Raw genomic sequence first — 26,975 nt, forward strand, 5'->3', positions numbered from 1 at the left:
ATCTTCAACCACCACCCATCCGACGCGGGGGGCGCGCACATCCGCTCGCCCCTCCCCCACCCCCCCGCGCGGGGGGGGGGGGGCCCGCGCCGTCGGTACGGGGACGCGTTACGAGGCGTCCCGCACCGTGCCGGTGAACTCCGGGCCCGGTTGCTGCTCCCCTGCGTCGTCCCAGGTGACCAGCTGCAGCCGTACGACCTCGTTCGGCTCGCCGACGCCGTCCGTGACGGTGGGTACCGTCACTTCGGCGCTCAGCTGCCCGGCGGGCACGTTCACCCCGAGATACGGCTCCTCCCAGACCTTCGACAGGGGCAGGGCCGGATCCGGAACGTGGCCGAAGTTCTCCTCCAGCCAGCCCCGCTCCACGTCCGCCGTGGACAACTCGGCGCCGCCGGTGACCGGCAGGATGGCGAGCGTGGCGTAGACGTCGGCATCAGCGGCCGCGGAGAGCGTGGCCCGCCAGGTCAGCGGCTTGCCCTCGGTGACGTCGGCGGCGACCGGCGTCATGGTGACGGTCGGCATGGCGTCGTCGTTGGTCGCGGTCACCCCGCCGCGGTGGGAGCCGACGACGGCGCCCCGGACCGCCTTGACGAACACCTCGTGCGACCTGTCGTAACCGTATCGGGTGTTGCCGCGCACCTGGACCGGTACGTCGATGGCCGTGCTGCCGGGGCGGACCGTCACCGTGCGGTACGAGACCTCATCGGTGTCCGGCGCGGCGACGAACACGCGGACCTGGCCGCTGCCCTTGCCGGAGACACGGACGGGAACGCGGTACGTCCGGACCCCGGAGTTCCCCTCCGCCACGGTCAGCCGGCCGATGTCGACGCGCGGCAGCGCGGCCGGGCGCACCGCCGGAGTGCCGGGGCGCCAGCCCCAGGCGTCCATCAGCCACGCCTGCCCGGAGCCGCTCCGCGGAGTCAGTTCGAGGGCCGTGACCCGCTTCAGGTCGAGGCCGGACCGGGCGGCGGCGGACAGCGGCACGCGGAGCTCGCGGCCCCAGTACGAGGCGGTCCGCTCGCTGCCGGGCAGCCCGTCGACGCCGACCCGGCCGAGCTGGGCGCGGCGGCCGGCGGCGTCGACGAGGGCGACGTCGAGGCGCGTACCGGTGGTGCCGGGCGGGACGATCACCCGGAGGGCCAGGGCTTCGGAACCCGCCAGGGAGACCGGGCGCGCCGAGCGCACCGCGACCTTGGACCCGGCGCTCGACCAGCGCAGTGCGACCGCGTCACGGCCGGGCTCCGGCGAGGTCTCCCAGGAGGCGAAGTGCGGCGACTGCCCGACCGTGTCCTGCGGAAGGCAGGCGCGGGCCGGGTCGGGGTCGACCTGGGCGCAGAGCCGGCCGCCGGAGACGGTGACGGACGGTCCGGGCAGGAACGCCGGGGTGCGGTGCGCGCCGACGGCGTGGGTGAGGACGCGCGCGGGGCCGGCCGAGGGCGCGCGCCGGCCGGAGCCGTCGAGCAGCGGGCGTACGCGGTCGTCGCCGGCGACGAACAGCCGGGCCGCCGCCGCGATGTACGTGGCGCCCGCGGTCTGCTGCTGGGTGGCGGTCAGCCGGGTGCTCGTCCCCGGCGAGCACACCGGGTCCGGGTCTTCGGTGGAGAAGTCGTCGAAGGCCGGGGCCTCCGCCTGGCCCGGGGTCCACTCGCTGTTGAAGAAGTTGTGGTTGGCCCCGACCATGTACACCGCGCTCTGCAGCGCGGAGCCGCGGCTGACGCCGCGCGTGCCGTCGACGTAGATCTGCCCCTGCAGGTCGGACACGTCGCCGTCGCAGCCGGGCAGGATCGTCGTCGAGGGCACGTCGGGGGCGGGGTTCTGCCCGAAGATGGTGGGGCCGATGAGGACGTTGCCGCGGATGGTCCAGCGCACCGGCCCCCGGTACCCGTCCTGGTCGGCGGGCGGCCTGTGGAGGCTGTCGAGCGCGGCCCGGTTGACGCCCTCACCGCCGCGGGAGTGGCCGACCAGCAGGACGCGGGACAGGTCGGCGGGTGCGGATGCGCGTACGGCGGCCGGCGCGCCGGCCCGGTTCGCGGCCCAGTCCGCCCAGCGGGCCAGGTGCTGGCGTACCAGGGAGGAGCGGGCCTGCGCACCGGCGTCGTCGGCGCTGTGGTCCTGTGCGTTGATGCCGTTGGCGGAGATCGAGACCGTCACGTAGCCCTGGGAGGCGAGGAGTTGCTGGGCGCGGAGATAGCCCCGGTGGCTCGGGATGGGTCGCGTGCCGGGCCCGCAGGGCCAGGAGCCGGTCATCTCCTCGTCGGGGCCGTAGCAGGTGGCGTGCCGGCCGTGCAGGAACAGTGCGAGCGGACGTTTCCCCGGTGCGTCGGCGGGGCCCACGACCGTGGCGCGCATCTCGATCGGTTCCGGGTATCCGGGCAACCGTACGGATTTCAGGGCGTATTCGCCGCTGACGGTACGGAAGCCGCCGGGCACTCCGGGGTCGACCGCGTTCGCCGGGAGCGGGGCTTCCCCTCTCGGGGTCGAGGGGCGCAGCCGGGCGTCCGGGGAGGCCGCGGCGGGCGCGCCCGCGTCCAGTCGGCGACCGCCGGCCAGCGCTCTCAGCGCGGTCGGCGCACCGATCCGCAGGCCGTCGGCCTCGAGCCGGTACGCGCGCCCGTCCGGTGCCGCCGTCGGGCGGCCGAGCAGCCGGTTCCCGGCGTAGAACTCGATCCTGGCGTCCCCCATCGGCACGGGGACGGGGGGCGTCCAGACCAGTTCCCGGTCGGCGCCGCTGCCGGTGAACCGCCAGCCCTCCGGGAGGTCGCCGTCCTCTCCCCGCTGCGGCGCCTGCGGCGCGGGGCCGGGTCCTGGTTGGGCGTACGCCGGCCCGGGCGCCGCGGCCAGCGCGAGTAACGCCACGGCCGTGGTCACCGCGCGTGTGACACGTATCAAAGCGGACTTCCTCACCCTCGGTCTCGTCGGGGCACCTCGGGAGACCCGGGTGCCTCTCTCGTCACCGGAGGACGGCAACTGGCGGCCGTGGGTTGCCTCATGGAGGGCGCGAGAACGGGCGGGCGTGGAGAGATCGCGTGGAATTCGCCGCACGGGGCTAGGCCCGCACAGGGCGCTTGTTATACGTTCCGTCTAACAGCTTGCTAGACGCCGCGTCTAACAAGCATGGGTGGCGTCGATCCCTCTCGATTCAAGGAGCCGCACCATGGCAAGCAGCACCGCCCGGCCGGAGAGCCAGGACCGGAGCGCCGAGCAGGACGTCGCCCGGCGGCTGCTCGAATCGGCCGCGAAGCTGTCGTACGACCCGGTCGTCGAGGTGGACTGGGACACCCCGCTGGACAGGGACTTCCACGGCGCGAGCCCCGAGTGGAGCACGCTCTACGGCACGGCGTACTGGAACGAACTGACCGATGCCCAGCGCAAGGAGCTGACGCGGCAGGAGGCCGCGTCGGTGGCCAGTACGGGGATCTGGTTCGAGATGATCCTGCAGCAGATGGTGCTGCGGGACATCTACGCCAAGGACCCGACCTCCCCGCGGTTCCAGTGGGCGCTCACCGAGATCGCCGACGAGTGCCGTCACTCGATCATGTTCGCCCGCGGCGCCGCGAAGCTGGGCGCCCCCGCCTACCGCCCCCGGCGGACGGCGGTCGAACTGGGCCGCGCCTTCAAGACGCTCGCCTTCGGCGAGGCGGCCTATGCGGCGATCCTGGTCGCCGAGGAGGTCCTCGACGTCATGCAGCGGGACTGGATGCGGGACGAGCGGGTCGTGCCCTTCGTCCGGACCATCAACAACATCCATGTCGTGGAGGAGTCGCGGCACATGAAGTTCGCCCGCGACGAGACCCGCAAGCGGCTGCGGCACGCAGGCCCGCTGCGCCGACAGCTCAACGCGCTCGTCATCGCGATCGCCTCGTACGTGATCGTCACCAGCATGGTGAACCGCGACGTCTACGCGAACGCCGGGCTCGACACGCGGCGGGCCGTCCCCGAGGCGCGGGCGAACGAGCACCACAAGTCGCTGATGCGGTCCAGCTGTTCGGGCCTCATGGAGTTCCTGGCCTCGGCCCGCCTCCTCACCCGGCCGGCGCTCTTCTTCTACAAGCGCGCCCACCTGATCTGACCCCGCCGCCCGACCTGCCGACGTGAGCTGAGCCGACGACATGACCTACGCCATCACCCAGACGTGCTGCAGCGACGCCACCTGCGTCGCCGTCTGCCCCGTCAACTGCATCCACCCGACGCCGGAGGAGCGGGCGTTCGGCAGCACGGAGATGCTCCACATCGACCCCACGTCCTGCATCGACTGCGGTGCCTGCGCCGACGCCTGCCCCGTCGACGCGATCTTCCCGGTGGACAGCCTCTCCCCGGCGCAGCGGGGTTACGCGGCCGTCAACGCCGCCTACTTCGCCGACCGGGAACCCGAACCGGCTGCCACGGGGCCGAACTTCCACGCCTGGGGCGCACCGACCTTCGACCGCAGCCTGCCGTCCGACTTCGCACCCCTCCGGGTCGCGGTCGTCGGCACCGGCCCGGCCGGGATGTACGCCGCCGAGGATCTGCTCCTGCACACCAACGCCGAGGTGACCCTGGTCGACCGGCTGCCGGTGGCCGGCGGCCTCGTCCGGTACGGCGTGGCCCCGGACCACCCTTCGACGAAGAAGGTGGGCGAGACCTTCGCCCGCTTCCACCGTCACCCACGGGTGCGGATGCGGCTGGGTGTCGAGGTCGGCACGGACATCACCGTCGAGGAGCTCGCCGCGCACCACGACGCGGTCGTCTACGCCGTGGGCGCCTCCGCCGACCGCCGACTCGGCATCCCGGGCGAGGACCTGGCGGGCAGCATCTCGGCGACGGCGTTCGTGTCCTGGTACAACGCCCACCCCGAGGCCGCGCAGGACACCATCGACCTCTCCGCCGAGCGGGTCGTCGTGATCGGCAACGGGAACGTCGCCCTCGATGTCGCGCGCATTCTCGTCATGGATCCGGAGTCGCTGGCCGGCACCGACATCGCCGACCACGCGCTCGCGGCGCTGCGCGCCTCGAAGGTGCGCGAGGTGGTCCTGCTCGGACGGCGCGGCCCCGAGGACGCCGCGTACACCGCGTCCGAACTGCGCGCGCTCACCCGTCTTCCCGATGTGCGGCTGGTCGTCGACGACCACGATCCGCGAACCGGTGCGGCAATCGAGGACGCGGGGCCGCACGACAAGGCCGGGCTGCTCCGGGGCGTGGCCCGGGAGACAGTGGACTGGTCGGGTCCACCGGCGACGGAGCGGCGGATCGTCCTCCGGTTCCACTCCGCTCCGGTCGCCGTGCTCGGCGACGACACCGTGCGGGGCGCGCGGGTGACGGAGGGTCCGCGGGAGCGGGAGATCCCGGCCGGCCTGGTGCTGCGGGCGGTCGGCTACCGCGGGGTGGCGGTGCCGGGGCTGCCCTTCGACGAGGCGACCGGCACCGTGCCGCACGAGGCCGGCCGGGTGGCGGGGCTGCCCGGCTCGTACGTCGTCGGCTGGATCAAGCGCGGCCCCTCGGGTGGCATCGGGGCCAACCGCACCTGCGCCGCCGAGACGATCGGCACACTCCTGGCCGACGCCGTCGCGGGCGCTCTGCCCGCACCGTCGGGTACGGGCAAGGAGTTCGAGCGTCTCGTACGCCGTCGCGGCCGCCACGTCGTCGACGCCCGCGGGCTCGCCGCCATCGACCGGGCCGAGCTGGCGCGGGGCCGCGCGGCCGGCCGGCCGCGCGTCAAACTCGGCACCGTGCCCGAGCTGGTCGCGGCGGCGAAGGGAGGCCGCCTGCGCCTCGGCCGATGACCGTACGGGCGCGGCGGGGCCGGTGACCGTACGAACAGGGCCCGCTCAGTCCACGACCTTCTGCCACGCCGTCGTGCCGAGCAGGCCCGTCTCACCGACGTCCAGGCCGCCGTCCGGCTCGACCGTCTGCCGGTCCGCCCCGGCGGCGGGGCCGATCTCCACGTACACGCCGCTCCCCCGCTGGGTCGCCGCGTCGACGGCCGAGTAGCGCCAGACGAAGACACTGCGCGCGGACTCCCCGGGGTTCAGCGTCACCGGATGCGGACCCGGGTCGTCGAGCGTGGTGATCGGGCCCGGGCCCTTGAGGACCGTGACGTCCATGCGCTCGCGGTTCACGTCCCGTACCCGTACGTCCGGATAGCCGTTCAACCGCTGCTCGCGCGCTCCGCAGTTGGTGAGCGTCACGGGCATGGCGCGCAGGCCCATGGCGGCGTTCACCATGCCGGTCGACACCGTGAGGCCGATGGCCGGGCAGCCCTGCGGGGCCGTGGGAGCGGGCGTCTCCACCCTCGGCGGCGGTCCCGCCATCGAGGGCCGGGACGTCGGTCGCGCCGTCGTCCGTTCGGGATTCGCCTCGCGGTCGAGTTCGGCCGCCAGGCCGCACCCGGTCGTCAGGACCGCCACGGCGGCCGGGATCAGCACGTGCCTCATACGTATGACGGTCATGCGCCGATCATCACACGCGGGGTCGGTCACTCGAACCGCGTGGTGTCGCCCGCCCCGCGCCGTACGATCTCGGCCTCGCCGCCGGAGAAGTCGACGACCGTCGTCGGCTCCGTGCCGCAGTCCCCCGAGTCGACCACGGCGTCCACCAGGTGGTCGAGCCGTTCCTTGATCTCCCAGCCCTGGGTCAGCGGCTCGTCCTCGCCGGGCAGGAGCAGCGTGCTGGACAGGAGCGGTTCGCCGAGTTCGGCGAGGAGGGCCTGGGTGACGGCGTGGTCGGGGATGCGGACACCGACCGTCTTCTTCTTCGGGTGCTGCATCTGCCGGGGCACCTCCTTCGTCGCCGGGAGGATGAAGGTGTAACTGCCGGGTGTGGCAGCCTTGATCGCGCGGAACACATCGTTGTCGATGTGTACGAACTGGCCGAGCTGCGCGAAGTTCTGGCACACCAGGGTGAAGTGGTGGCGGTCGTCGAGCTCGCGGATCGAGCGGATCCGGCCGATGCCGTCGCGGCTGCCGAGTCGGCATCCCAGGGCGTAGCAGGAGTCCGTGGGGTATGCGACGAGCGCGCCGGAGCGGATGCTGTCGGCCACGCTGCTGATGGTGCGCCGCTGAGGGTTCTCGGGGTGCACGTCGAAGTACTTCGCCATGCGGGCAGTCTAGGTTCCCGGCGGGGTCGGCCCGGGACGGCGGGCCGGTGCGGGTCACCGCACGTTCGGGCGAGCGTCGGGCCCGTCAGGCCGCGAGGCGCAGCTCCTGGCGCAGGACGATCGCGTTGAGCCGGATCGTGTAGGGCGCGATGTCCCCGATCTCCAGGGCGGCGGCCCTCACCTTCTCCAGGCCGACGGTCACGTCGATGCAGAAGGCGATCGCGTACATGTGGTCGCCGGTCTCCTCGTCCTGCAGGGCGAAGAAGACGTCCCGGTAGTAACGGGTGCGGTCCGGGCCCTCCTCGTAGTACGAGAGCCCCGGCTCGCCCTCCTGTGCGGCGAGGCCGGTGAACGCGCCGGCGAGCTCCAGCTCGACGGTGTCCCAGAACGAGGCGTCGGCGAACTCGCCGGGCAGCGCCTGGCGCACGGCCTCCTTGAGGGAGAGCACCATGACCATGACCGGGGCGTGCTCCTGGAGTCCCCAGCCGCGGACCATCTTCACGACCTCGCTGTCGGGGATCGCGGCGGCGGCCTGATGGATGTTCTCGAAATCGAAGTTGACGGTGGCCGGCGCGATCGCCTCCTGGAACAGCCGGTCGATGGCCCGGGCCTGGTCGAGATGGTCCGGACCCACCTCGATCACGGTCTTGAAACTGGCGGTCATGACTCCTCCTGATGCGTCGTGGTGACGAAGAGGGGTCAGTATGCCGTCCGGCGTCGCGGGCCGTGGCGTCGGGCAGCCACACTCTTGTCGCTCTGTCGACTTCGCCGGACAGTACGGGGATGGCGATCGTTGTGCTGGTGGGCACGCTGGACACCAAGGGTCTCGAGTACGGATGGCTGCGCGAACGGCTGTTGAGCCGCGGTGTCGAGGTCATCGTGGTCGACACGGGGGTGATCGGGACGGCGCGGATACCCGCCGACGTCCCGCGGGCCGAGGTGGCCCGGGCCGCGGGTACGGATCTGGAGAGGTTACGGAGCGAGGGGGACCGCGGCGCGGCGGTCACGGCGATGGCCCGCGGCGCGGCGGAGATCGTGCGGGGGTTGCACGCGCGGGGCAGGCTCCACGGGGTGCTCGCCCTCGGTGGCAGCGGCGGCACGTCGATCGCGACGCGCGCGATGCGGGAACTGCCGCTCGGGGTGCCGAAGGTGATGGTCTCCTCGATGGCCTCGGGTGATGTGGCGCCGTACGTCGGCTCCGCGGACATCACGATGATGTACAGCGTGGTCGATATCGCCGGGGTCAACAGGGTGTCGGCCCCGATACTGGCGAACGCGGTCGACGCCGTCGCCGGGATGGCCCGGGGGTTCGCGGCCGTGCGGCCGCCGGTGGCCGAGGACGGCAGGCCCCTGATAGGGGCGAGCATGGCGGGGGTGACGACCCCGGGCGTCGACGCGGCGCGCGAGCGGCTGACCGAGCTGGGCTACGAGGTGCTGGTCTTCCATGCGAGTGGGGCCGGCGGGCGGACGCTCGAATCGCTGGCGGAGCAGCGGCTCTTCGCGGGCGTCCTGGATCTGACGCTCTGCGAACTCGCGGACGACCTCTTCGGGGGCATCCTGACCGCGGGACCCGACCGGTTGCTCGCCGCAGGGCGTGCGGGCCTTCCGCAGGTGGTGAGCCCCGGAGCACTGGACCTGGTGAAGTTCGGGCCGCTCGACACGGTCCCCGAGCGCGTCCTGGACCGCGATGTGCGGGTGCACAACCCATCGATATCGGTCGTGCGGACGACGGCCGAGGAGTGTACGGAGCTCGGCGCGCGCGTCGCGGCGAAGCTGCGGTCCGCGACAGGACCCACGACCGTCTGTCTGCCGCTGCGCGGTCTCTCCACCCTCGGGGCGCCGGGAGGGCCGTACCACGACCCGGCGGTGGACGAGGCGCTGTTCACCGCCGTCCGGGACGGGCTGCGCGGCAGCGCGGTCGATGTGGTGGAGGTCGACACCCACCTCAACGACCCGTCGTTCGGTCGCGCCGCCGCGGACCTGCTGCACCGCCTGATCGAGGGTGATTGACGCCCCTCACCCGGGCAGGTCGGCCAGGCGTCGGCGGTCGAGAGGGGAGGCGCGGCGGTCGAGCCGCTGTTCGAGGAGGTGGCGGGCGGCGTCGCTGTGACCCGCCTCCATCAGCGCGTACAGCAGGGTCTCCTCGACGACCTCGCGCTGCGCGGCGCTGCCGCCCACGCGGCGCAGGGTGGGCAGCAGGCCACGCAGTCCCTCGACCGCGGTGGTCCACTGCTCCTCCAGGACCGCCTCCAGCGCGCCACACAGCGGCGCGATGACCTCGCGCTGCACGGCGTCGGCTCCGGCGGCGTGGGTGCGCAGCCGCCGGAGCGCGGGCAGATCGCCCGCGGCGGTCAGGGCGACCGCGCTGTGCAGGGCGGTGAACGCGGTCGCGGGCCGCTCGACCAGGTCCCGGGCGACGGCGTCGAGGACGCCGTCGACGGGGACGCGCCCCGTCCAGTTCCGCGCCATCGTGGCCCGCCACAGGAGTGAGCCGGAGTCGACGAGCGCCCGTACGCCGTTCACCTGGCGGGGCGCGAGCTGGGCGAACCAGCGGCGGCGTACGGCCTCGGCGTCGTCCAGGGCGAGTTCGTGCAGCGCCACGTGCCAGGAGAAGTGGGCCCGGTGCACGGCGCCCCGGCCCTGGCCGCCGATCCAGCCGTCGAGCCAGTCACGACCGACCTTGTGCTCGCCGGACTCGTAGTGGACGTGGGCGAGGGCGTGTACGGCGTGCCCGGAAGCGGGTTCGGCGGCCAGGGCCACCCGGGCGAGGGCGCCCGCTTCGTCGATGCGCCCCTGTTCCTGGCGGAGGAAGGCGAGGAGCGAGGTGTGGAACCAGTGGCCGTCGTAGGCGGGCGCCGTGCGCTCCACCAGCCGCTGGGCCAGCGTGCCGTCGAGGTCCCCGACGCCGGAGAAGGCGATCGTGGGGACGGCGATGGAGAGGGCGAAGGCATCCCCGGGGTAGCGGTCGAGGTGGTCGACGAGCGCCCGGTCGCCGTCCTCGCCGCCGTCGTCGCCGGTCCCGCCGTGCGCCCGGACGCGGCGGGTGACGACGTCGACGAAGGAGCGTTCCCGCTCGTCGCCCCGTTCGGCCACACTGCGTTGGGCGTCGGCGAGTTCGCGGTCCACGTCGACGTCCGCGCCGCACTCGTGGCCGAGCAGGGCGAGCGCCGCGTGACCGAGCGCGAAGCCGGGGTCGAGCTCGGTGGCCCGGGCGAACGCCTCGGCCGCCTTCGCCCGTACGGTGACGACCCGGGCAAGTCCGCCGCGGAACGAGGCCGCGGCGGCGGCGTGGGTCGACAGGGGCAGCCCGAACTGGTCGGTGGGACGGCGGCGGGTGGCCTGTGGGGTGCGGGTGAGCGGGGCGAGTACGGCCTCGGCGATGTCCCTGGCCTGCGCCCTGATCTCCGGGATCGCGGTGGTCTCCCACAGCTCGCCGCGCCGGGACGAGCCGAGGGTGAACAGCGGCCGCTCGGTGCGTCCGTGGGTGTCGCGCAGTCGGCCCGCTTCGGTGGCGACGCCGATGCCGAGCGGTCCGGGGGCCGCAAGACCGTCGGCGAGCAGCCCGCCCCACAGAGGGTCGCCCGCGGCGTCCATCCGCAGTCCGGGCCCGGTGCAGTCCACCACCCAGCCCACCGTCAGTTCCCGTCCGTCGGCGAGGGCGACGGCGAGCCGGCCGTCCTCCCGCGGTGCGGCCGAGGCGATCCGGCCGGCGTGGATCCGCAGTCGGCGGGCGGCGCGGGCGCGGGCGATGCTCTCGGCGGTGGTGGGGGCCATCCGGTGCCGGTGGACGTTCCACCGGGTGGCGTCGCGGTCGAGGAACTCGGCCCGCTCCTCGTCGGTGAGGCCCTGCCAGAGCGCCACGATGCCGGGGCGCAGCCCGTCGAGAGCGGGCCGCCAGTCGCCGTGGTCGCGCATCGAGGCCGCCAGATGGCGCCGCAGTTCGGTACGGAGCCGGTGGAGCGGAAGCGCCGCGATCCCGGGCGGCGGCGGTACGGGCGGGAGCGGGGCGACGGCGTGGGGCTGGGGCAACAGGCCGCTGCGGGAGAGGGCGTGCACGGTGCGGCCGGGGCGGTCGAGGACGAGCGCGAGGTCGATGGCGGTCAGCCCGGTGCCGACCAGCAGGACGTCGTCGCCCGCGCCCACCACGTCGAGAGCGCCCGGCGCCCAGGGGCGGGCGATGAAGCGGTCGGAGCCGCGCAGCTCGTCCGTGGCCCAGCCCGCGGTGCCGGCGGCGGGTCCGGTGGCCAGGACGACGGTGTCGGCGGCCACGGTCCCGCCGTCGGCGAGCCGGAGTTCCAGGCGCCCGTCGGCCGTGTCCGTGCAGCGGGTCGCCTTCGCGCGCAGGCGGCGCACGGCGACCGTGCCGTGGGCGGTGATGATGGCCCGGCCGAGGGTGTCGGCGAGGTACGAGCCGTAGCGGTACCGGGCCGCGAAGTCGGTGGGGGCGACGGCGGATTCGCCGTGGCGGCAGAGCCAGCGCAGGAAGTGGCCGGGGTCGTCGGGGTAGCAGCTCATCCCGCCGACCGGCACGTTGAGCCGGTGCTCGGCGACCTCGGTGGCGTACGCCGTTCCGCGTCCCGCCTCCGCCGCCGGGTCGATGAGGACCAGGTCGAGGGGGGTGCGCCGGCGCGCCGCCGCTTCGCAGAGCTGGACGGCGACGAGCGCCCCGGCGGCGCCCGCGCCGACGACTGCGACGGTCGGGCGCGGACGAGCGGACCTCAGGGACACCACGGACACGACGGGACCTCCGGACCAGGCGGATGCTGCTCGGTGAAGTGCACTATGTCGATGAACAATGTGCACTGACAAGGCCGCCCAGGGCCCGCACCCCGCGCCGCATCGCTTTCGCGCCAACCGTGAGACATTGAGGCGGTGAGGATCTCAGCGAGAACGGACTACGCGATCCGGGCCATGGCGGAGCTCGCCTGCTCCCCCGAGCAGCCCCTGAAGTCGGAGGACATCGCGGGCCGTCAGGACATCCCGGTCCGCTTTCTCTTCGTCGTCCTCAGCGAGTTGCGTCAGGCGCGCCTGGTACGGAGCGTGCGCGGCCCGGACGGTGGGTATGCCCTCGCCAGACCCCCCGCGGAGATCACCCTCGCCGACGTCGTCCGCGCGATGGACGGGCCGCTCGTCAGCGTGCGCGATCTGAAGCTGACCGGTCTGGAGTACCAGGGCGCCGCCGCGCCCATGCCGGACGTGTGGCGGGCGGTGCGTACGAGTCTGCGCCAGGTCCTGGAGGGCACGACCCTCGCGGACCTGGCGGCGGGGACGCTGCCCGCGCTCGTACGGGAAAGGGCCCGGGAGTACAACGACGACGTGCGGACGTATCCGTAGTCGTCCGAGGTCGTGACGCCTGCGCCGTACGTACGGCCGCGTGGGCGTCACCTCGAGGGCAGGGTGAGTTCGCCGCCCCGGTAGAAGCCCTCGGTCTCCTGGACGACGTACGGGGCCATCACCTCGCGCCGTTCGCGCTCCGCGTCGGAGGACCGCCACGCGTCGCACGCCTCCTGCGAGTCCCAGATGGAGACTCCGGTGATCTCCTGTCCGTCCTCGGACCAGTAGGCCAACGCCCGGCGCATTCCGTCGGGAGCGAAGCCCGGGCGCCATGCACGCTCGAACTCCTCCAGGGTGCCCGGCTTGATGCGGCGCGTGGTCACCCAGACAAAGTGCCGCTCCATCGCAGCCTCCTCGGAAACGGGATCGGCTTGATCGCGCTCTTCGACCACCGTAGGTCCGTGCTGCCGTTTCCGCCTCCGAGAGGGCGCCCTCAGACCGGCCGCCAGGACACGGCGGTGGCGGCCGTGGCGACGGCGACGGCCGTCAGACGCCCGTAGTCGAGCGTGTCCGGGGTGTCCGTCGGCCGGTGGTAGCGGGGGTTCCGGAAGTTCGCCGTGCCGGTGAGCATGACGGCCGGAATCCGCGCGTTCCAGAAGGCGGCGTGATCGCTGCGGCCGAGGTGGTTCACCGGGGGCAGCACGAGGCCCGCGAGGGCTCCCGGCACGCCGTCCGGACGCGGGTCGCGCAGCGTGACGACGGGCATCGGCGGCTCGACCGCCCCCGCCGCCCGGCGCCAGAGGGCGGCGGCCCGGTCCGACGAGCGGCGATGGACCACGAGGGTGAAGTCACCCCGTCTCCCGGCGGTGCGTACGGAGGCGGCCACGCGGGGGAAGACGGCGCCGAACCCCGGTGGCAGCGCCTGTGATCCCCGGCCGGTCGTGAAGCAGCCGACCGACTCCAGGCAGATCATGCCGGTCACGCGACCATCGCGGCGCAGGGCCCGGGCCGCGACCCGGGCGCCGATGAACCCCAGCTCCTCCATGTCGAAGAAGGCGAGGGTGACCGCCGGGGGCCGGGGCAGGCCGCCGAGCAGCCGGGCGATCTCCAGGAGCGCGGCGACTCCTGAGGCGTTGTCGTCGGCGCCGGGGCTCCCCTCGACGGTGTCCAGGTGCGCTCCGACGAGGACGGTGGGGCGCCCGTCCCAGCGGCGGTCGCCGCGCTCGTCCCCGCGCTCGTCCCCGCGCTCGTCCCTGCGCCCGTCCCCGCCCGGCAGCCGGGCCAGCAGGTTCGCGCCGGTCAGCCGGCGGTGCAGGCGGAACCGGAGGGGGGACATCGGCCCGCCGGGGCGGTCGGTGCAGCCCGGGCGCCACCGTACGTCGAAGGGCTGCCGCTCGGTGCGCCAGCCGGCCGCGGCGAGCTCGTCCGCCACATGGGTCTCGGCCCTGAGCATGGCATCGGGCGCGTGGATCCGGCCGCGCGGGCGGTCGGCGAGGAACTCCACGTCGCGCCGCAGGCGTCGCGGGTCGGCCCGCCGGGTCAGTTCCCTGACGAGCGCGGGCACGTCGGGGCCGGGTTCCATGACTCGATGGTGACGCACGCCACGGCCCCGCGCGCCCTCCGCGGGCCGCGGACGGGTGTTGCGCCGTGCCCTGGTGCGTACGGGCGACGACACTGGGGCGGCACACCCAGGTCTCTACCGGAAGGACACGGAAGAATGGCGACGTTCGATCCGATCACTCGTAGGCTTCGGCGGCTCTTCGCCGTCCTGGACACCGACGGGGACGGATTCGTCACCTGGTCCGACCACCGGCGGATCGTCGAGGCGTACGCCGCCGCGTACGGGCTGGCGGCGGACGACCCCCGGGTCCAGGCCCTGGACCGGGCCTACTGGGCCCAGTGGCTCGGGCTTCTCACGCAGTCGTCGCCCGGGCAGGAGCGGCTGGACCAGGACGACTTCGTCGCCGCGCACCGCGCGGTCGGCTACGAGACGGAGCGGCCCGAGCTGCTCGAGAACCTCGCGGCGGCGATCTTCCGCATCATGGACACGAAGGGTGACAAGCGGGTCAGCAGGGAGGAGTTCGCCGCCTACCTCTCCGTCTGGGGCGTGTCGGACGAGGAGGGTCCGGCCGTCTTCGATCGGCTGGATCTGGACCGCGACGCCTACGTGTCGCAGCGGGAGATCGCCCGGTCGCTGCGCGCCTTCCACCTCCACAACGACGACCTGAACACGCCGGGCGGCATCTTCCTCGGCATCCACTGAGCGAGGACGGGTGATGCGGGCCGGGCCGTCGTGTGGTCGGATCTGCGTCATGGACCTCACAGAGGAGAACGACGGTTCGCCGGGGCTGGACCCCGGCGAGCGCCGCCGTGCCGCCCGGCGGGTCGTCGCGAGCCGGACGACCGACCCGGCCGAGCTCGCGGAGTTCCTCGACATACTGGACCTCCGCCCCGAGGTCGATCACCTCTACCCCGGTTCGGAGACCGGGGCCAAGGACTCGACCCGCCCCGCACGGAAGGGCAGGGGCCGCCCGACCGGCTGAGCGGCCCGGGCCAACTCTCTGCGGGCCCGCATGAAGGAGCGCGGGCGGTCGACGGCCAGGACGCCGGTCGTGCGGCCCTCGCGCTCGTACAGGCAGAGGAATCCGCCCTCGGCCGTGGACCCTTCGACCACCCGCACCCCGTCCCCCTCGCGGTGTCGCCCCGCGAACTGGATGCGCGCGCCGTACTGGTCCGACCAGAAGTAGGGCAGCGGGCGCGCGGTGTCCACCGTCCGTCCGGCGAGCAGGTTGCGTACGGCGACGGCGGGTTGCTCGGTCGCGCTGGTCCAGTGCTCGGCGCGCAGCCCGCCGACGCGGGCGACGTCGCCCACGGCCACGACCTGCGGCAGGGCGGTGACGCAGCCGTCGTCGCAGAGGACGCCGTCGCTCAGCGGGAGCGTGGAGCCGGCGAGCCAGCCGGTGTTGGGTACGGCTCCGATGCCGACGACGACCAGGTCGGCGGGGAGGGTCCGGCCGTCGGCGAGCTCCACGGCAGTGACGGAGTCCCGGCCGCGCAGCCGGGCCACCCCCGTACCGGTGATCAGCTCCGTGCCGCCGCGCCGGTGCAGTGCGGCGCACACGGCGGCCATCTCGGGGCCGAGTTGCGGCACCAGCGGGAGCGGGGCCGCCTCCACCACGGTGACCTCGTGACCGAGCGAGGCGCAGGAGGAGGCGGTCTCGGCGCCGATGAATCCGGCGCCGATGACGACGACGCGCCGGACGCCGTGGCTCAGGGCGGCCCGCAGGGCGCGCGCGTCCTCCAGGGTGCGCAGCGTGTGGACCCCGGCGAGTCCGTCCGTCCCCGGCAGGCGGCGTGCGGAGGCGCCGGTGGCGATGACGAGTCCGTCCGTGACGAGGGTCCGGCCGTTCTCCAGGAGGAGGGCGCGGCCGCCTGCGTCGAGGCCTCGGGCTCGGGTGCCGAGGTGCCACTCCGCGTCGAGGTCGGCCTCCTCCTGCGGGTCGGAGAGGGCCAGTTGCCGCTCGTCGGCCCGCCCGGTGAGGAAGTCCTTGGACAGCGGTGGCCGGTCGTAGGGGCGGTGGCGCTCCTCGCCGACGACGACCAGCCGTCCGTCGTACCCCTGGGCGCGCAGTTCGCGGGCGGCGTACAGGCCCGCGAGCGAGGCGCCGACCACGGTGACGGTTCTCATGCTGCGGTGTCCTCCTGCGCGGCCGGCCGGACGTGGACGACGCCGTCCTCGACGACGACCTGGTGGGTGCGGACGGGGCGCCGCGCGGGCAGGCAGGTCGGCTGCCCGGTACGAACGTCGAATGAGGCGGCGTGGAGCGGGCATTCGACCAGACAGCCTTCGAGCCATCCCTCGGAGAGAGAGGCGTCCTGATGACTGCACGTGTCGTCGATGGCGTACAGCTCGCCGTCGGCGTTGAACACCGCGATCGGCGGGGTGGTGTCGATTCGGACGGATTCGCCCACGGGGAGGTCTTCAAGGCGGCAGACGGGAATCACGGGCCCCCCTCGGTCCAGGAGTCTCAGGAGTCTTCAGCAGGACGCTTCGGTAACATCATGTTGCGTATGGCGCGTGAGGGAGCGCTATGCGCAACAGAATCCGGTCGGGGTGCCCGCCGCGTCAAGGGCTTCCCGAAGATGCGCGCCCAAGGGGCCGCAAGATGGCGAGAGTTGAGCTATGACCCGCGACCGTGCAGAGGCCGAACCGACCGAGGAGACGACGGAGCGGGCCCCCAGAGGAGGGGCGGGGGCGATCCAGTCCGTGGACCGCGCCGTCAGCGTCCTCGAGATCCTGGCCCGGCACGGCGAGGTCGGGGTCACCGAGATCGCCGACGAGCTGGACGTGCACAAGTCCACCGCGTTCCGACTGCTCGGCGTGTTGGAGAACCGGGGCCTGGTCTCCCAGGCGCAGGACCGCGGCAAGTACTTCCTGGGCGCCGGCATCCTGCGCCTGGCGGGAGCCGCGGCCGTGCGACTGGACATCTCCCAGGAGGCGGCGCCGGTCTGCCGCGAACTCGCCGACGAGCTGGGTGAGACGGTCAACATCGCGGTCCTGGACGACGACGCCGCCGTCAACATCATGCAGGCCCGCGGACCCGCCTCGGTCACGGCGCAGAACTGGCTGGGCCGGCGCACTCCCCTGCACGCCACCTCCAGCGGCAAGGTGCTCCTGGCCCATCTGCCGGTGACGCTGCGCGAGGGGCTGCTCGCCCGGGCGCTGCCGCGGTTCACGGAGCACACGGTGACGAGCGCGGGGATGCTGCGCGCCGAGCTGGACGCGGCGTACGGGCAGGGCTTCGCCATCGCCGCCGAGGAGTTGGAGCTGGGACTCCACGCGGTCGCCGCGCCGGTGCGGGCGCACGACGGCCGGGTGATCGGCGCGATCAGCGTCTCGGGCCCGGCCTACCGGCTGGAGCGGGACCGGCTGCCCGAGCTCGCCGCGCGCACCGTCGTCGCGGCGAACGAGCTGTCCCGGCGCATGGGTTACGCCATCTGACCGGAACCGTTCGAGCGGTGCCCTTCACGACGCGGGGCCGGGGAGACCCGGCCCCGCGTCGTCGTGTGTCGGGGGCGTTTCCGTGCCGCCGACGGGTTTTGCCCGCCGTTAACTCCGGCCTCTTGACGGCTCCTTGTCGCCCTTCCCACTATGTTCCCCATCGTGCAACCCGTCGTGCACTGCGCAACAACCGAGGAGCCCATCGTGCCGCATGAGGTCCGTGCCGTCGCTGCCGTCAAGAAGGGCGCACCCGTGGAGGTGCGGACGATCCTCGTCCCCGACCCCGGGCCCGGCGAGGTTCTCGTCTCCGTCCAGGCCTGCGGGGTCTGCCACACCGATCTGCACTACCGGGAGGGGGCGATCAACGACGACTTCCCCTTCCTGCTCGGCCACGAGGCGGCCGGCACCGTCGAGTCGGTGGGAGAGGGCGTCACCGACCTGGCGCCGGGTGACTACGTCGTGCTCGCCTGGCGCGCACCGTGCGGCACCTGCCGCTCCTGTCGCCGCGGCCGCCCCTGGTACTGCTTCGACTCCCGCAACGCCACCCGGCCGATGACCCTCGAAGGAAAGCCGCTGTCGCCCGCGCTGGGGATCGGCGCCTTCGCGGAGAAGACTCTCGTCGCCGCGGGGCAGGCGGTGAAGATCGACCCCGCCGCCCGGCCCGAGGCCGCCGGACTCATCGGCTGTGGGGTGATGGCCGGCTACGGCGCGGCCGTGAACACCGGGCGGGTCGGCAACGGTGACACGGTCGCCGTGATCGGCTGCGGCGGCGTCGGCAATGCGGCCATCGCGGGTGCCTGTCTGAACGGCGCGCGCAAGGTCATCGCCGTCGACATCGACGACGGGAAGCTGGACCAGGCGGAGAAGTTCGGCGCCACCCACACGGTCAACTCCCGTGGCACGGACCCCGTCGAGGCCGTGCGCGCGCTGACCGACGGATTCGGGGTGGACATCGCCATCGACGCCGTCGGCCGACCGGAGACGTACAAGCAGGCCTTCTACATGCGTGACCACGCCGGGGTGCTCGTCCAAGTGGGGGTCCCCGACCCGGAGATGAGGATCGACCTGCCGCTGATCGACCTGTTCTCGCGCGGCGGCGCGCTGAAGTCCTCCTGGTACGGCGACTGTCTGCCGAGCCGCGACTTCCCGATCCTGATCGACCAGTACCTCTACGGCCTCCTGGACCTCAACTCCTTCGTCACCGAGACGATCGGGCTCGACGAGGTCGAGGACGCCTTCGCCAAGATGCGCCGCGGCGAGGTCCTGCGCTCGGTGGTGGTCCTGTGACGGGCGTGGAGCACGCGTCTCCCCGTGTCGTGGTCATCGGCGCCGGCATCGTGGGCTGTTCGCTCGCCGACGAGCTGACCGCCCGCGGCTGGACCGATGTCACGGTCCTCGACCAGGGCCCCCTGCCCGCCCCCGGCGGCTCCACCTCCCACGCCCCGGGTCTCGTCTTCCGGACCAGCCCGTCCAGGACGCTCAGCGCGTTCGCCCAGTACACCGTGGAGAAGTTCGGCTCGCTCGAGGTCGACGGGCTCCCCTGCTTCAACGCGGTGGGCGGACTGGAACTGGCCACCACCGAGGAGCGCTGGGCCGAGCTGCACCGCAGGGCCGGATACGCAGCCTCCTGGGGGATCCGCGGGGAACTGGTCTCGGCCCGGCGCTGCAAGGAGCTGTGGCCGCTGCTCGACGAGGGCAAGGTCCTCGGCGGCTTCCACACCCCGGACGACGGCCTGGCCCGCGCCGTGCTCGCCTGCCGCGCCCAGCGGGAACGCGCCGAGTCGCGCGGCGCCCGCTTCCTGGAGCGGCACACCGTCACCGGCATCGAGCGGGCGGACGGCCGCGTCACCGCCGTCGTCACCGACCGGGGGGCTTTCCCCGCCGACCACGTCGTGTCTGCGGCCGGTTTCTGGGGCCCGGTCGTCGGGCGGATGGCGGGCGTCGACGTCCCACTGCTGCCGCTCGCCCACCAATACGCGAAGACCCGGCCCCTGCCGGAGCTCGCCGGCGTGAACGACCCTCGCACCGAGGCGTCCCGCCCCATCCTGCGGTTCCAGGACCGCGACCTGTACTTCCGCGAACACACCGACCGGATCGGCATCGGGAGCTACGCCCACCGGCCGCTGCCCGTCGACCCGTTCACCGTCCCGGCCTACGACGAGGCCCCGGTCATGCCGTCCTCGTACCCCTTCACGCCGGAGGACTTCGCACCGAGCTGGGAGGACTGCCGGGAGCTGCTGCCCGCGCTCGAAGGCAGCGAGATCGACGAGGGCTTCAACGGCGTCTTCTCCTTCACCCCGGACGGGATGCCGCTGCTCGGCGAGGCCCGCTCCCTGCGCGGCTTCTGGCTCGCCGAGGCCGTCTGGGTCACGCACTCGGCCGGGGTGACGAAGGCCGTCGCCGAGTGGATGGTCGACGGCCGCCCCGCGATCGACGTCCACGAGTGCGACCTCACCCGCTTCGAGGACGCGCAGCGCTCCCCCGCGTACGTCCACGAGCGCGGCGCCCGCCAGTTCGTCGAGGTCTACGACGTGCTGCACCCGCTGCAGCCCATGGAGGAGCCGCGCCCGCTGCGGGTGAGCCCCTTCCACGCCCGCCAGCGGGAGCTCGGCGCGTACTTCCTGGAGGGCGGCGGCTGGGAGCGTCCGCACTGGTACGAGGCGAACGCCCCGCTCGCCGCGGGCATCGCCGTGCCGGAGCGGGACGCCTGGTCGGCCCGCCACTGGTCGCCGATCGCCGCCGCCGAGGCCCGGGCGACCCGCGAGCGGGTCGCGCTGTACGACATGACCCCGCTGCGCCGGCTGGAGGTCACCGGGCCCGGCGCGCTCGCGTTCCTCCAGCGCATGACCACGAACAACCTGGCCAAGAAGCCGGGCGCCGTGACGTACACACTGCTGCTCGACGAGAGCGGAGGCATCCGCTCGGACCTCACCGTGGCGCGACTGGCTGCCGACCGCTTCCAGATCGGCGCCAACAGCCGGGCGGACGAGGACTGGCTGCTCCGGCACGCGCCCGCGGACGTGCACATCCGGGACATCACCTCGGGGACCTGCTGCATCGGGGTGTGGGGACCGCTCGCCCGTGCGCTGGTGCAGCCCCTGACCCGGGACGACTTCTCGCACCGGGGTTTCGGCTACTTCCGCGCCAAGGAGACCTACCTCGGTCATGTGCCGGTGACGGCGATGCGGCTGAGCTACGTCGGTGAGCTCGGCTGGGAGCTGTACACCGGCGCCGATCTGGGGCTGCGGCTCTGGGACACGCTCTGGGAGGCGGGGCAGGAGCACGGGGTGATCGCCGCCGGGCGGTCGGCCTTCAACAGCCTGCGCCTGGAGAAGGGCTACCGCTCCTGGGGCCACGACATGACAGCCGAGCACACCCCGTACGAGGCGGGCGTCGGCTTCGCCGTCCGGATGGACAAGGGCGAGTTCGTCGGTCGGGCCGCGCTGGAGCGGGCCGGCGAGCCCCGGCGCAGGCTGACGCCGCTGCTCCTCGACGACCCGGCGGCCGTCGTCCTCGGCAAGGAGCCGGTGTACGTCGACGGCCGGCCGGCCGGGTACGTGACGAGTGCGTCCTACGGCTACACGCTGGGCCGCTGTGTCTCGTACGCCTGGCTGCCGCCGCTCGCCTCCGGCAGCGCGGTGCACATCGAGTACATCGGCGAGAAGGTCCCGGCCACCGTCGCCGACGAGCCGCTGTTCGACCCCGACATGAGCCGTATCCGCCGTTAGGAGTCCGCCATGACGACCGTGCCGCTGCCCCCGAGTCTGATCGCCACGCTCCCCGGCCACTTCTACACCGACCCGGAGATCTTCCGGCAGGAGCAGGAGCGGCTCTTCGAATCCATGTGGTTCTGCGCCGTGCGCGGCGCCGACCTCGACAAGCCCGGTGCCTTCCGCACGGTGCAGGTCGGCCGCGAGAGCGTGATCATCACCCGGAACCGGCGCGGCGAACTGCGCGCCTTCCTCAACGTCTGCCGGCATCGCGGCGCCCGGCTGTGCACCGAGGAGTCCGGCGAGGTGCGGCGCTCGCTCCAATGCCCGTACCACGCCTGGACGTACGACCTCGACGGCAAGCTGATCGCCGCGCCCAACCTGGTGAAGATGCCCGACGTCGACCGCGTCGCCTACGGCCTGGTGACGGTGCACCTGCGCGAATGGCTGGGCTACGCGTGGGTGTGCCTGGCCGACGAGCCGCCGTCCTTCGAGGAGACCGTGATCGGCGCTGCCGTGGAGCGGCTCGGCGACGCCGCCTCCATAGAGCGCTACGGCACGGAGGGTCTCGCGCTCGGGCGGAGGATCACGTACGACGTGAAGGCGAACTGGAAGCTGATCGTCGAGAACTTCATGGAGTGCTACCACTGCGCGACGATCCATCCCGAACTCACGGATGTGCTCCCGGAGTTCGCGGAAGGCTACGCGGCCCAGTACTACGTGGGGCACGGCGCCGAGTTCGCCGAGCAGGTCAAGGGCTTCACCGTGGACGGCAGCGAGGGTTTCGCCCGACTGCCCGATGTGGCCGAGGAGCAGGACCGGCGCTACTACGCCATCACCGTCAAGCCGACCGTGTTCGTCAACCTCGTCCCCGACCATGTGATCCTGCACCGGATGTTCCCGCTCGCCGAGGACCGCACGGTCGTCGAGTGCGACTGGCTGTACGCGCCCGAGGTCGTGGAGTCCGGCGCCGATGTCTCGAAGTCGGTGGAGCTGTTCCACCGGGTGAACGTGCAGGACTTCGACGCCTGCGAACGCACCCAGCCCGCGATGGCCTCCCGCGCCTACCGGTCGGGCGGGGTCCTGGTGCCCACCGAGCATCACATCGAGATCTTCCACGCATGGCTGCTCGGAAAACTGCGGGTCCACCCCTCCGACCAGGCGTGATCAGTGTCACATTCCGCATAGAACGCGTTCGTCCGGTGAGACACCCAGCTGCCAGGGCGCCCTCCGTAGGGCGCTGACCAGGAGGAACGAGAAGCATGCCCGAACTCTTCATCGGCGGCGCGTGGCGGTCCGCGCTCGACGAGCGCACCCGTGAGATCCGCTGCCCGGCCGACGGCAGCCTGGTGGCCGTCGTCGACGAGGCCGGCGGCAAGGACACCGTCGAAGCCATCGCGGCCGCCCGCCGCGCCTTCGACGAGGGCCCGTGGCCCTCGACCCCGGCCGCGGACCGCGGTGACCTGCTGCTGCGCGTCGCCGACCTGCTCGTACGCGACAAGGACGCGCTCGCCCGCGCCGAGTCCCTCGACACCGGCAAGCGGCTGGTGGAGAGCGCGTACGACATGGACGACATCGCGAACTGCTTCCGCTACTTCGGACGTGCGGCAGCCGCCGAGACGGGCCGGGTCGTCGAGACCGGCACGCCGACGGTCGACAGCCGGGTCGTCTACGAGCCGGTCGGGGTGTGCGGGCTGATCACGCCCTGGAACTACCCGCTGCTCCAGACGGCCTGGAAGGTCGCCCCGGCGCTCGCCGCGGGCAACACCTTCGTCCTGAAGCCGAGCGAACTGACCCCGCACACCGCGATCCACCTGATGCGCCTGCTGCAGGAGGCCGGGCTGCCGGACGGCGTGGCGAACCTGGTGCTCGGCGCGGGCCCCGAGGCGGGCGCGCCGCTCGCCGACCACCCCGACGTCGACCTGCTCTCCTTCACCGGCGGGGTGCAGACCGGCCGCCGGCTGATGGCCGCGGCCGCCGGGACGGTGAAGAAGGTCGCGCTCGAACTGGGCGGCAAGAACCCGAACATCGTCTTCGCGGACGCCGACTTCGAGGCGGCCGTGGACATGGCCCTCACCGCGGTGTTCCTGCACTCCGGGCAGGTCTGTTCGGCGGGCGCGCGGCTCCTCGTCGAGGACTCGCTGCACGATCGTTTCGTCGACGAGGTCGTGCGTCGGGCCGAGGAGATCCGGCTCGGCGGGCCCTTCGACGAGCGTGCGCAGACCGGTCCGCTGGTCTCGGCCGCCCATCGCGCCAAGGTCGAGGCGTATGTGGAACGGGGCATCGCGGAGGGCGCGGTGCTGCGCTGCGGCGGCGCCCGGCCCGAAGGGCCCGCGTACGACCGGGGCTTCTACTACCTGCCGACCGTCCTCGACGGGTGTGACGCCGGGATGTCGGTCGTACGGGAGGAGTCCTTCGGCCCCGTGCTGACGGTGGAGCGGTTCCGCGACGGCGACGAGGACGAGGCGGTCCGGCTCGCGAACGACACGATCTACGGGCTCGCGGGCGCGGTCTGGACGAGCGACGAGGCTCGGGCCCGCCGCATGGCGGCGCGGCTGCGCCTGGGCACCGTGTGGATCAACGACTACCACCCCTACGTGCCGCAGGCCGAGTGGGGCGGGTTCAAGCAGTCCGGCACCGGGCGCGAGCTCGGACCGGCCGGCCTCGCCGAGTACCGCGAGGCGAAGCACATCTGGCGCAACACCTCACCGGAGCCGCAGGGCTGGTTCGCCTGACGCGACCTCTACCGTTCAGGAGACACACCATGGCAATCGCACCACCCTCCCCGGCCTCCGACGACGCCGAGCTCGCCGAGTTCGGCTACCGCCCGGAACTCAAGCGGACGCTCGGCAACTTCCACACCTTCGCGGCCGGCATCTCGTACATCTCGATCCTCACGGGGACGTTCCAGCTCTTCTACTTCGGTTACGCCAGCGGCGGTCCCGCCTACTGGTGGTCCTGGCCGATGGTCTTCGCCGGGCAGTTCATGGTCGCGCTCTGCTTCGCGGAGCTCGCGGCCCGCTACCCGGTCGCGGGCTCCATCTACAACTGGTCGAAGAAGGTGGGCAATCCGCACGTCGGATGGCTGGCGGGCTGGATGATGCTCATCGCCTCGGTCGTGTCCATCGCGGCCGTGGCCCTCGCCTACCAGCTGACGCTCCCTCAGATATCGTCGTTCTTCCAGTTCGTCGGGGACGGCTCGGGGACGTACGACGTGGCGACCAACGCGGTGCTCCTCGCCGCCGGTCTGATCCTCTTCACCACCGTCGTCAACGCCTTCGGGGTGAAGTTGATGGCGCGGATCAACACCGCCGGCGTGTTCCTCGAGCTCATCGCCACCGTCGTGCTGATCGTGCTTCTCGCGGTGAACGTCGTCCGCGGCCCGGAGGTCGTCACGGAGACGGCCGGCACGGGCGACGGTCAGTCCTTCGGCTACTTCGGGGCGTTCCTGATCGCCTCGCTCGCCTCGGCCTATGTGATGTACGGCTTCGACACCGCGGCCTCGCTCGGCGAGGAGTCCCTGGACCCCTCGCGCAACGCGCCGCGCGCGATCATCCGTGCCATCGTCGCCTCGTTCGTCCTGGGCGGGCTCATCCTGATCCTCGCGCTGATGAGCGTGTCGAGCCTGCGGGGCGAGAAGTTGTCGACGGACGGGCTGCAGTACGTCGTCCTGGACGTCCTCGGTCCGACGGCAGGCAAGGCGATGCTCTTCTGCGTGCTGATCGCGGTCACCGTCTGCGCGCTCGCGGTGCACACGGCGGCGGTCCGACTGGCCTTCGCCATGGCACGGGACAACAACCTGCCGGGCTCCTCGCGGCTCGCGAAGGTCAGCCCCCGGTTCGGCACCCCGATCCTGCCGACCGTGATCATCGGGGTCCTCGCGCTGGCCATCCTGCTGGTCAACATCCGCCAGCCGCAGATCTTCACGGTGGTCACCAGCATCGGCATCGTGATGATCTACGTCGCCTATCTCCTGGTCACCGTGCCGATGCTGGTCGCCCGGCTGCGCGGCCGGTGGCAGCCCGCCGAGGGGAAGTTCTCGCTGGGCCGCTGGGGCCTGCCCGTCAACATCCTGGCCGTGCTGTGGGGCGGGGCGATGACGCTCAACCTCATCTGGCCGCGGGCCGCCGTGTACAACGCCGCCGCCCCGTACCACTGGTACCTGCGCTGGGGCGCCGTCCTCTTCGTCGGCGCCATCGCGCTGGGCGGCTTCGCCTACTACTGGTTCGTCCAGCGGCACCGTACGGGCGTACTGGCGGAACACGCCGCCGTCACGCCCCCCGAGTCCGCTGTACTGAAGGAGGTCTCCCCCTCATGACCGAAGCGTTCGACAACGCGGAGTTCGACTACGTCGTCGTCGGCGGCGGAACGGCGGGCAACGTCGTCGCCGCGCGCCTCAGCGAGGACCCATCGGTGACGGTGTGTGTCCTGGAGGCGGGGCCGAGCGACGTCGGGGACGACGACGTGCTCAAGCTGGAGCGGTGGATGGGCCTGCTGGAGTCCGGCTACGACTGGGACTACCCGGTCGAACCGCAGGACAGCGGCAACAGCTTCATGCGGCACGCCCGCGCCAAGGTGCTGGGCGGCTGCTCCTCGCACAACTCCTGCATCGCCTTCTGGGCACCGGCGGAGGATCTGGACGACTGGGCGCGCGCCGGCTGTACGGGCTGGAGCGCGGCGGACCTCTTCCCGCTGTACCGCCGTCTGGAGAACAACGACGCCCCCGGCGACCACCACGGCCGGACCGGCCCCGTGAAGCTCCGCACGCTCAAGGGCGGGGACCCGTGCGGTGAGGCGCTGCTCAAGGCGTGTACGCAGGCCGGTATCCCGACGACCCCCTTCAACACGGGCTCGACGGTCGTGCGGGGCGCGAACTGGTTCCAGATCAACTCGGACGAGAACAACATCCGCCAGTCCTCCTCGGTCGCCTATCTGCATCCGGTCATGGGCAAGCGCCCCAACCTGGAGATACGCACCGGGGTGCGGGCGAAGAAACTGGTCTTCGACGGGCGGCGCTGTGTCGGCGCCGAGTACCTGGACCCGGACCTGATCCACACCCGGACGGTCCGCGCCCGTCGTGAGGTGATCGTCTCGTGCGGTTCCATCGACACGCCGAAGCTGCTGATGCTGTCCGGGATCGGCCCCGCGGAGCATCTGCGGGAGACGGGCGTCGAGGTCCTGGTGGACTCCGCGGGAGTCGGCGAGAACCTTCAGGACCATCCCGAGGGCGTCATCATGTGGGAGGCGAAGCAGCCGATGCCCACCACGTCCAGCCAGTGGTGGGAGGCGGGCATCTTCTACGACACCGAGCCGGGTCTGGACCGGCCGGACCTGATGTTCCACTACGGGTCGGTGCCCTTCGACATGAACACGGCCCGGTACGGCTATCCGACGTCGGAGAACGCCTTCTGTCTCACCCCCAACGTCACCCGTGCCAAGTCGCGGGGAACGGTGCGGCTGCGGACCCGTGACTACCGTGACAAGCCGCGGGTCGACCCGCGGTACTTCACGCACGAGCACGACGTACGGGTGATGACGCACGGGCTGAAGCTCGCGCGTCGCATCGCCGAACAGCCCGCGCTCGCGGGGTGGGCGGGCGCCGAACTCGCGCCGGGGCCCGCCGTCCGTACCGACGACGAGCTGCTCGAGTACATCCGCACGACGCACAACACCGTCTACCACCCGGCCTGCACGGTGAAGATGGGCGCGGACGACGACGCGCTGGCACCGCTCGACGCCCGGCTGCGGGTCAAGGGAGTGCAGGGGCTGAGGGTCGCCGACGGCTCGGTCATGCCGGATCTCGTCACCGTCAATCCGTGCATCACGACCATGATGATCGGCGAGAAGTGCGCCGATCTGATCCGCGAGGACGCCTGACCGACGTGAGAAGGCGCCCGACCCGGCGTGCTGCCGGGTC

Annotated in this window: 22 protein-coding genes; 13 read left to right on the top strand and 9 right to left on the bottom strand. The window is 72.6% G+C overall.

What is annotated here, in order from left to right:
- Positions 1-108: 108 nt before the first annotated feature.
- A complete protein-coding gene (locus tag ACFV9D_RS37365) occupies positions 109-2,889 on the bottom strand; it encodes an alpha/beta hydrolase family protein (protein ID WP_385157023.1) in 2,781 nt (926 codons plus the stop codon).
- Positions 2,890-3,154: 265 nt separating this feature from the next.
- Here ACFV9D_RS37365 and ACFV9D_RS37370 point away from each other — a divergent pair, with 265 nt between their 5' ends.
- A complete protein-coding gene (locus tag ACFV9D_RS37370; RefSeq protein ID WP_385157026.1) occupies positions 3,155-4,069 on the top strand; it encodes a diiron oxygenase in 915 nt (304 codons plus the stop codon).
- Positions 4,070-4,109: 40 nt separating this feature from the next.
- On the top strand, positions 4,110-5,759 hold the full coding sequence (locus tag ACFV9D_RS37375; protein ID WP_385157029.1) for an FAD-dependent oxidoreductase: 1,650 nt from the start codon (positions 4,110-4,112) through the stop codon (positions 5,757-5,759).
- Between the two features lie 45 nt (positions 5,760-5,804).
- Here ACFV9D_RS37375 and ACFV9D_RS37380 read toward each other — a convergent pair whose 3' ends face one another.
- The 3 genes from ACFV9D_RS37380 to ACFV9D_RS37390 all read right to left on the bottom strand — a co-directional run bounded on the left by ACFV9D_RS37380 (position 5,805) and on the right by ACFV9D_RS37390 (position 7,736).
- On the bottom strand, positions 5,805-6,425 hold the full coding sequence (locus tag ACFV9D_RS37380; RefSeq protein ID WP_385157032.1) for a DUF4232 domain-containing protein: 621 nt from the start codon (positions 6,423-6,425) through the stop codon (positions 5,805-5,807).
- Positions 6,426-6,451: 26 nt separating this feature from the next.
- A complete protein-coding gene (locus tag ACFV9D_RS37385; RefSeq protein ID WP_385157035.1) occupies positions 6,452-7,072 on the bottom strand; it encodes an L-threonylcarbamoyladenylate synthase in 621 nt (206 codons plus the stop codon).
- Between the two features lie 85 nt (positions 7,073-7,157).
- Entirely contained in the window at positions 7,158-7,736 is a 579-nt protein-coding gene (locus ACFV9D_RS37390) for a Type-2Aa cytolytic delta-endotoxin (RefSeq protein WP_385157038.1), read from the bottom strand.
- Positions 7,737-7,855: 119 nt separating this feature from the next.
- Between ACFV9D_RS37390 and ACFV9D_RS37395 the strand changes: the two genes are divergently transcribed.
- Complete coding sequence (locus tag ACFV9D_RS37395) at positions 7,856-9,082, top strand: Tm-1-like ATP-binding domain-containing protein (RefSeq protein WP_385157041.1); 1,227 nt, start codon at positions 7,856-7,858, stop codon at positions 9,080-9,082.
- A 6-nt stretch (positions 9,083-9,088) separates the two neighbouring features.
- Here the strand turns inward: ACFV9D_RS37395 and ACFV9D_RS37400 are convergent, their stop codons facing one another.
- Positions 9,089-11,794, bottom strand: a complete 2,706-nt coding sequence (locus ACFV9D_RS37400; RefSeq protein WP_385157085.1) for an FAD/NAD(P)-binding protein — start codon at positions 11,792-11,794, stop codon at positions 9,089-9,091.
- A gap of 150 nt (positions 11,795-11,944) precedes the next feature.
- Between ACFV9D_RS37400 and ACFV9D_RS37405 the strand changes: the two genes are divergently transcribed.
- Entirely contained in the window at positions 11,945-12,406 is a 462-nt protein-coding gene (locus ACFV9D_RS37405) for an RrF2 family transcriptional regulator (RefSeq protein ID WP_385157044.1), read from the top strand.
- 47 nt (positions 12,407-12,453) lie between these two features.
- Here the strand turns inward: ACFV9D_RS37405 and ACFV9D_RS37410 are convergent, their stop codons facing one another.
- Together ACFV9D_RS37410 and ACFV9D_RS37415 are read right to left on the bottom strand one after the other, a co-directional pair.
- Positions 12,454-12,750, bottom strand: coding sequence for an antibiotic biosynthesis monooxygenase (locus ACFV9D_RS37410; protein WP_385157047.1), 297 nt, complete (start codon positions 12,748-12,750; stop codon positions 12,454-12,456).
- A gap of 89 nt (positions 12,751-12,839) precedes the next feature.
- Entirely contained in the window at positions 12,840-13,928 is a 1,089-nt protein-coding gene (locus tag ACFV9D_RS37415; protein WP_385157050.1) for a M28 family peptidase, read from the bottom strand.
- 135 nt (positions 13,929-14,063) lie between these two features.
- On the opposite strand from ACFV9D_RS37415, the gene ACFV9D_RS37420 reads away from it, so the two are divergent.
- Together ACFV9D_RS37420 and ACFV9D_RS37425 are read left to right on the top strand one after the other, a co-directional pair.
- Complete coding sequence (locus ACFV9D_RS37420) at positions 14,064-14,609, top strand: EF-hand domain-containing protein (RefSeq protein ID WP_385157053.1); 546 nt, start codon at positions 14,064-14,066, stop codon at positions 14,607-14,609.
- A gap of 49 nt (positions 14,610-14,658) precedes the next feature.
- On the top strand, positions 14,659-14,889 hold the full coding sequence (locus ACFV9D_RS37425) for a hypothetical protein (protein WP_385157056.1): 231 nt from the start codon (positions 14,659-14,661) through the stop codon (positions 14,887-14,889).
- On the opposite strand, the gene ACFV9D_RS37430 is transcribed toward ACFV9D_RS37425, so the two are convergent.
- Positions 14,814-16,034, bottom strand: coding sequence for an NAD(P)/FAD-dependent oxidoreductase (locus ACFV9D_RS37430; protein WP_385157059.1), 1,221 nt, complete (start codon positions 16,032-16,034; stop codon positions 14,814-14,816). The two genes, ACFV9D_RS37425 and ACFV9D_RS37430, sit on opposite strands and share 76 nt — an antisense overlap.
- Entirely contained in the window at positions 16,031-16,351 is a 321-nt protein-coding gene (locus ACFV9D_RS37435) for a bifunctional 3-phenylpropionate/cinnamic acid dioxygenase ferredoxin subunit (protein WP_385157062.1), read from the bottom strand. Before ACFV9D_RS37435 ends, ACFV9D_RS37430 begins: the two co-directional genes overlap by 4 nt.
- A gap of 178 nt (positions 16,352-16,529) precedes the next feature.
- Here ACFV9D_RS37435 and ACFV9D_RS37440 point away from each other — a divergent pair, with 178 nt between their 5' ends.
- From ACFV9D_RS37440 to ACFV9D_RS37470, 7 genes are all read left to right on the top strand, one after another.
- Positions 16,530-17,348, top strand: a complete 819-nt coding sequence (locus tag ACFV9D_RS37440) for an IclR family transcriptional regulator (RefSeq protein ID WP_385157065.1) — start codon at positions 16,530-16,532, stop codon at positions 17,346-17,348.
- Positions 17,349-17,552: 204 nt separating this feature from the next.
- Positions 17,553-18,635, top strand: a complete 1,083-nt coding sequence (locus tag ACFV9D_RS37445) for an S-(hydroxymethyl)mycothiol dehydrogenase (protein ID WP_385157068.1) — start codon at positions 17,553-17,555, stop codon at positions 18,633-18,635.
- Between the two features lie 5 nt (positions 18,636-18,640).
- Positions 18,641-21,076 (top strand): FAD-dependent oxidoreductase, encoded by a 2,436-nt coding sequence (locus ACFV9D_RS37450; RefSeq protein ID WP_385157071.1) that lies wholly within the window; start codon positions 18,641-18,643, stop codon positions 21,074-21,076.
- A gap of 9 nt (positions 21,077-21,085) precedes the next feature.
- On the top strand, positions 21,086-22,225 hold the full coding sequence (locus ACFV9D_RS37455) for an aromatic ring-hydroxylating dioxygenase subunit alpha (protein ID WP_385157073.1): 1,140 nt from the start codon (positions 21,086-21,088) through the stop codon (positions 22,223-22,225).
- A gap of 95 nt (positions 22,226-22,320) precedes the next feature.
- On the top strand, positions 22,321-23,793 hold the full coding sequence (locus tag ACFV9D_RS37460; RefSeq protein WP_385157076.1) for an aldehyde dehydrogenase family protein: 1,473 nt from the start codon (positions 22,321-22,323) through the stop codon (positions 23,791-23,793).
- A gap of 29 nt (positions 23,794-23,822) precedes the next feature.
- Positions 23,823-25,376, top strand: coding sequence for an APC family permease (locus ACFV9D_RS37465; RefSeq protein ID WP_385157079.1), 1,554 nt, complete (start codon positions 23,823-23,825; stop codon positions 25,374-25,376).
- A complete protein-coding gene (locus tag ACFV9D_RS37470) occupies positions 25,373-26,935 on the top strand; it encodes a GMC family oxidoreductase (RefSeq protein ID WP_385157082.1) in 1,563 nt (520 codons plus the stop codon). The genes ACFV9D_RS37465 and ACFV9D_RS37470 overlap by 4 nt, the downstream gene beginning before the upstream one ends.
- The last annotated feature ends 40 nt before the right edge of the window (positions 26,936-26,975 follow it).

This window comes from Streptomyces sp. NPDC059875, from assembly GCF_042731085.1.
Taxonomy (GTDB): domain Bacteria; phylum Actinomycetota; class Actinomycetes; order Streptomycetales; family Streptomycetaceae; genus Streptomyces.

What these genes read in the sequence shown, in the direction of transcription:
- ACFV9D_RS37380 (WP_385157032.1), bottom strand. Translation starts at nt 6,425, where the DNA reads ATGACCGTCATACGTATGAGGCACGTGCTGATCCCGGCCGCCGTGGCG.
- ACFV9D_RS37430 (WP_385157059.1), bottom strand. Translation starts at nt 16,034, where the DNA reads ATGAGAACCGTCACCGTGGTCGGCGCCTCGCTCGCGGGCCTGTACGCC.
- ACFV9D_RS37375 (WP_385157029.1), top strand. Translation starts at nt 4,110, where the DNA reads ATGACCTACGCCATCACCCAGACGTGCTGCAGCGACGCCACCTGCGTC.
- ACFV9D_RS37395 (WP_385157041.1), top strand. Translation starts at nt 7,856, where the DNA reads ATGGCGATCGTTGTGCTGGTGGGCACGCTGGACACCAAGGGTCTCGAG.
- ACFV9D_RS37470 (WP_385157082.1), top strand. Translation starts at nt 25,373, where the DNA reads ATGACCGAAGCGTTCGACAACGCGGAGTTCGACTACGTCGTCGTCGGC.
- ACFV9D_RS37420 (WP_385157053.1), top strand. Translation starts at nt 14,064, where the DNA reads ATGGCGACGTTCGATCCGATCACTCGTAGGCTTCGGCGGCTCTTCGCC.
- ACFV9D_RS37415 (WP_385157050.1), bottom strand. Translation starts at nt 13,928, where the DNA reads ATGGAACCCGGCCCCGACGTGCCCGCGCTCGTCAGGGAACTGACCCGG.
- ACFV9D_RS37465 (WP_385157079.1), top strand. Translation starts at nt 23,823, where the DNA reads ATGGCAATCGCACCACCCTCCCCGGCCTCCGACGACGCCGAGCTCGCC.
- ACFV9D_RS37385 (WP_385157035.1), bottom strand. Translation starts at nt 7,072, where the DNA reads ATGGCGAAGTACTTCGACGTGCACCCCGAGAACCCTCAGCGGCGCACC.
- ACFV9D_RS37370 (WP_385157026.1), top strand. Translation starts at nt 3,155, where the DNA reads ATGGCAAGCAGCACCGCCCGGCCGGAGAGCCAGGACCGGAGCGCCGAG.
- ACFV9D_RS37390 (WP_385157038.1), bottom strand. Translation starts at nt 7,736, where the DNA reads ATGACCGCCAGTTTCAAGACCGTGATCGAGGTGGGTCCGGACCATCTC.
- ACFV9D_RS37425 (WP_385157056.1), top strand. Translation starts at nt 14,659, where the DNA reads ATGGACCTCACAGAGGAGAACGACGGTTCGCCGGGGCTGGACCCCGGC.
- ACFV9D_RS37460 (WP_385157076.1), top strand. Translation starts at nt 22,321, where the DNA reads ATGCCCGAACTCTTCATCGGCGGCGCGTGGCGGTCCGCGCTCGACGAG.
- ACFV9D_RS37440 (WP_385157065.1), top strand. Translation starts at nt 16,530, where the DNA reads ATGACCCGCGACCGTGCAGAGGCCGAACCGACCGAGGAGACGACGGAG.
- ACFV9D_RS37410 (WP_385157047.1), bottom strand. Translation starts at nt 12,750, where the DNA reads ATGGAGCGGCACTTTGTCTGGGTGACCACGCGCCGCATCAAGCCGGGC.
- ACFV9D_RS37455 (WP_385157073.1), top strand. Translation starts at nt 21,086, where the DNA reads ATGACGACCGTGCCGCTGCCCCCGAGTCTGATCGCCACGCTCCCCGGC.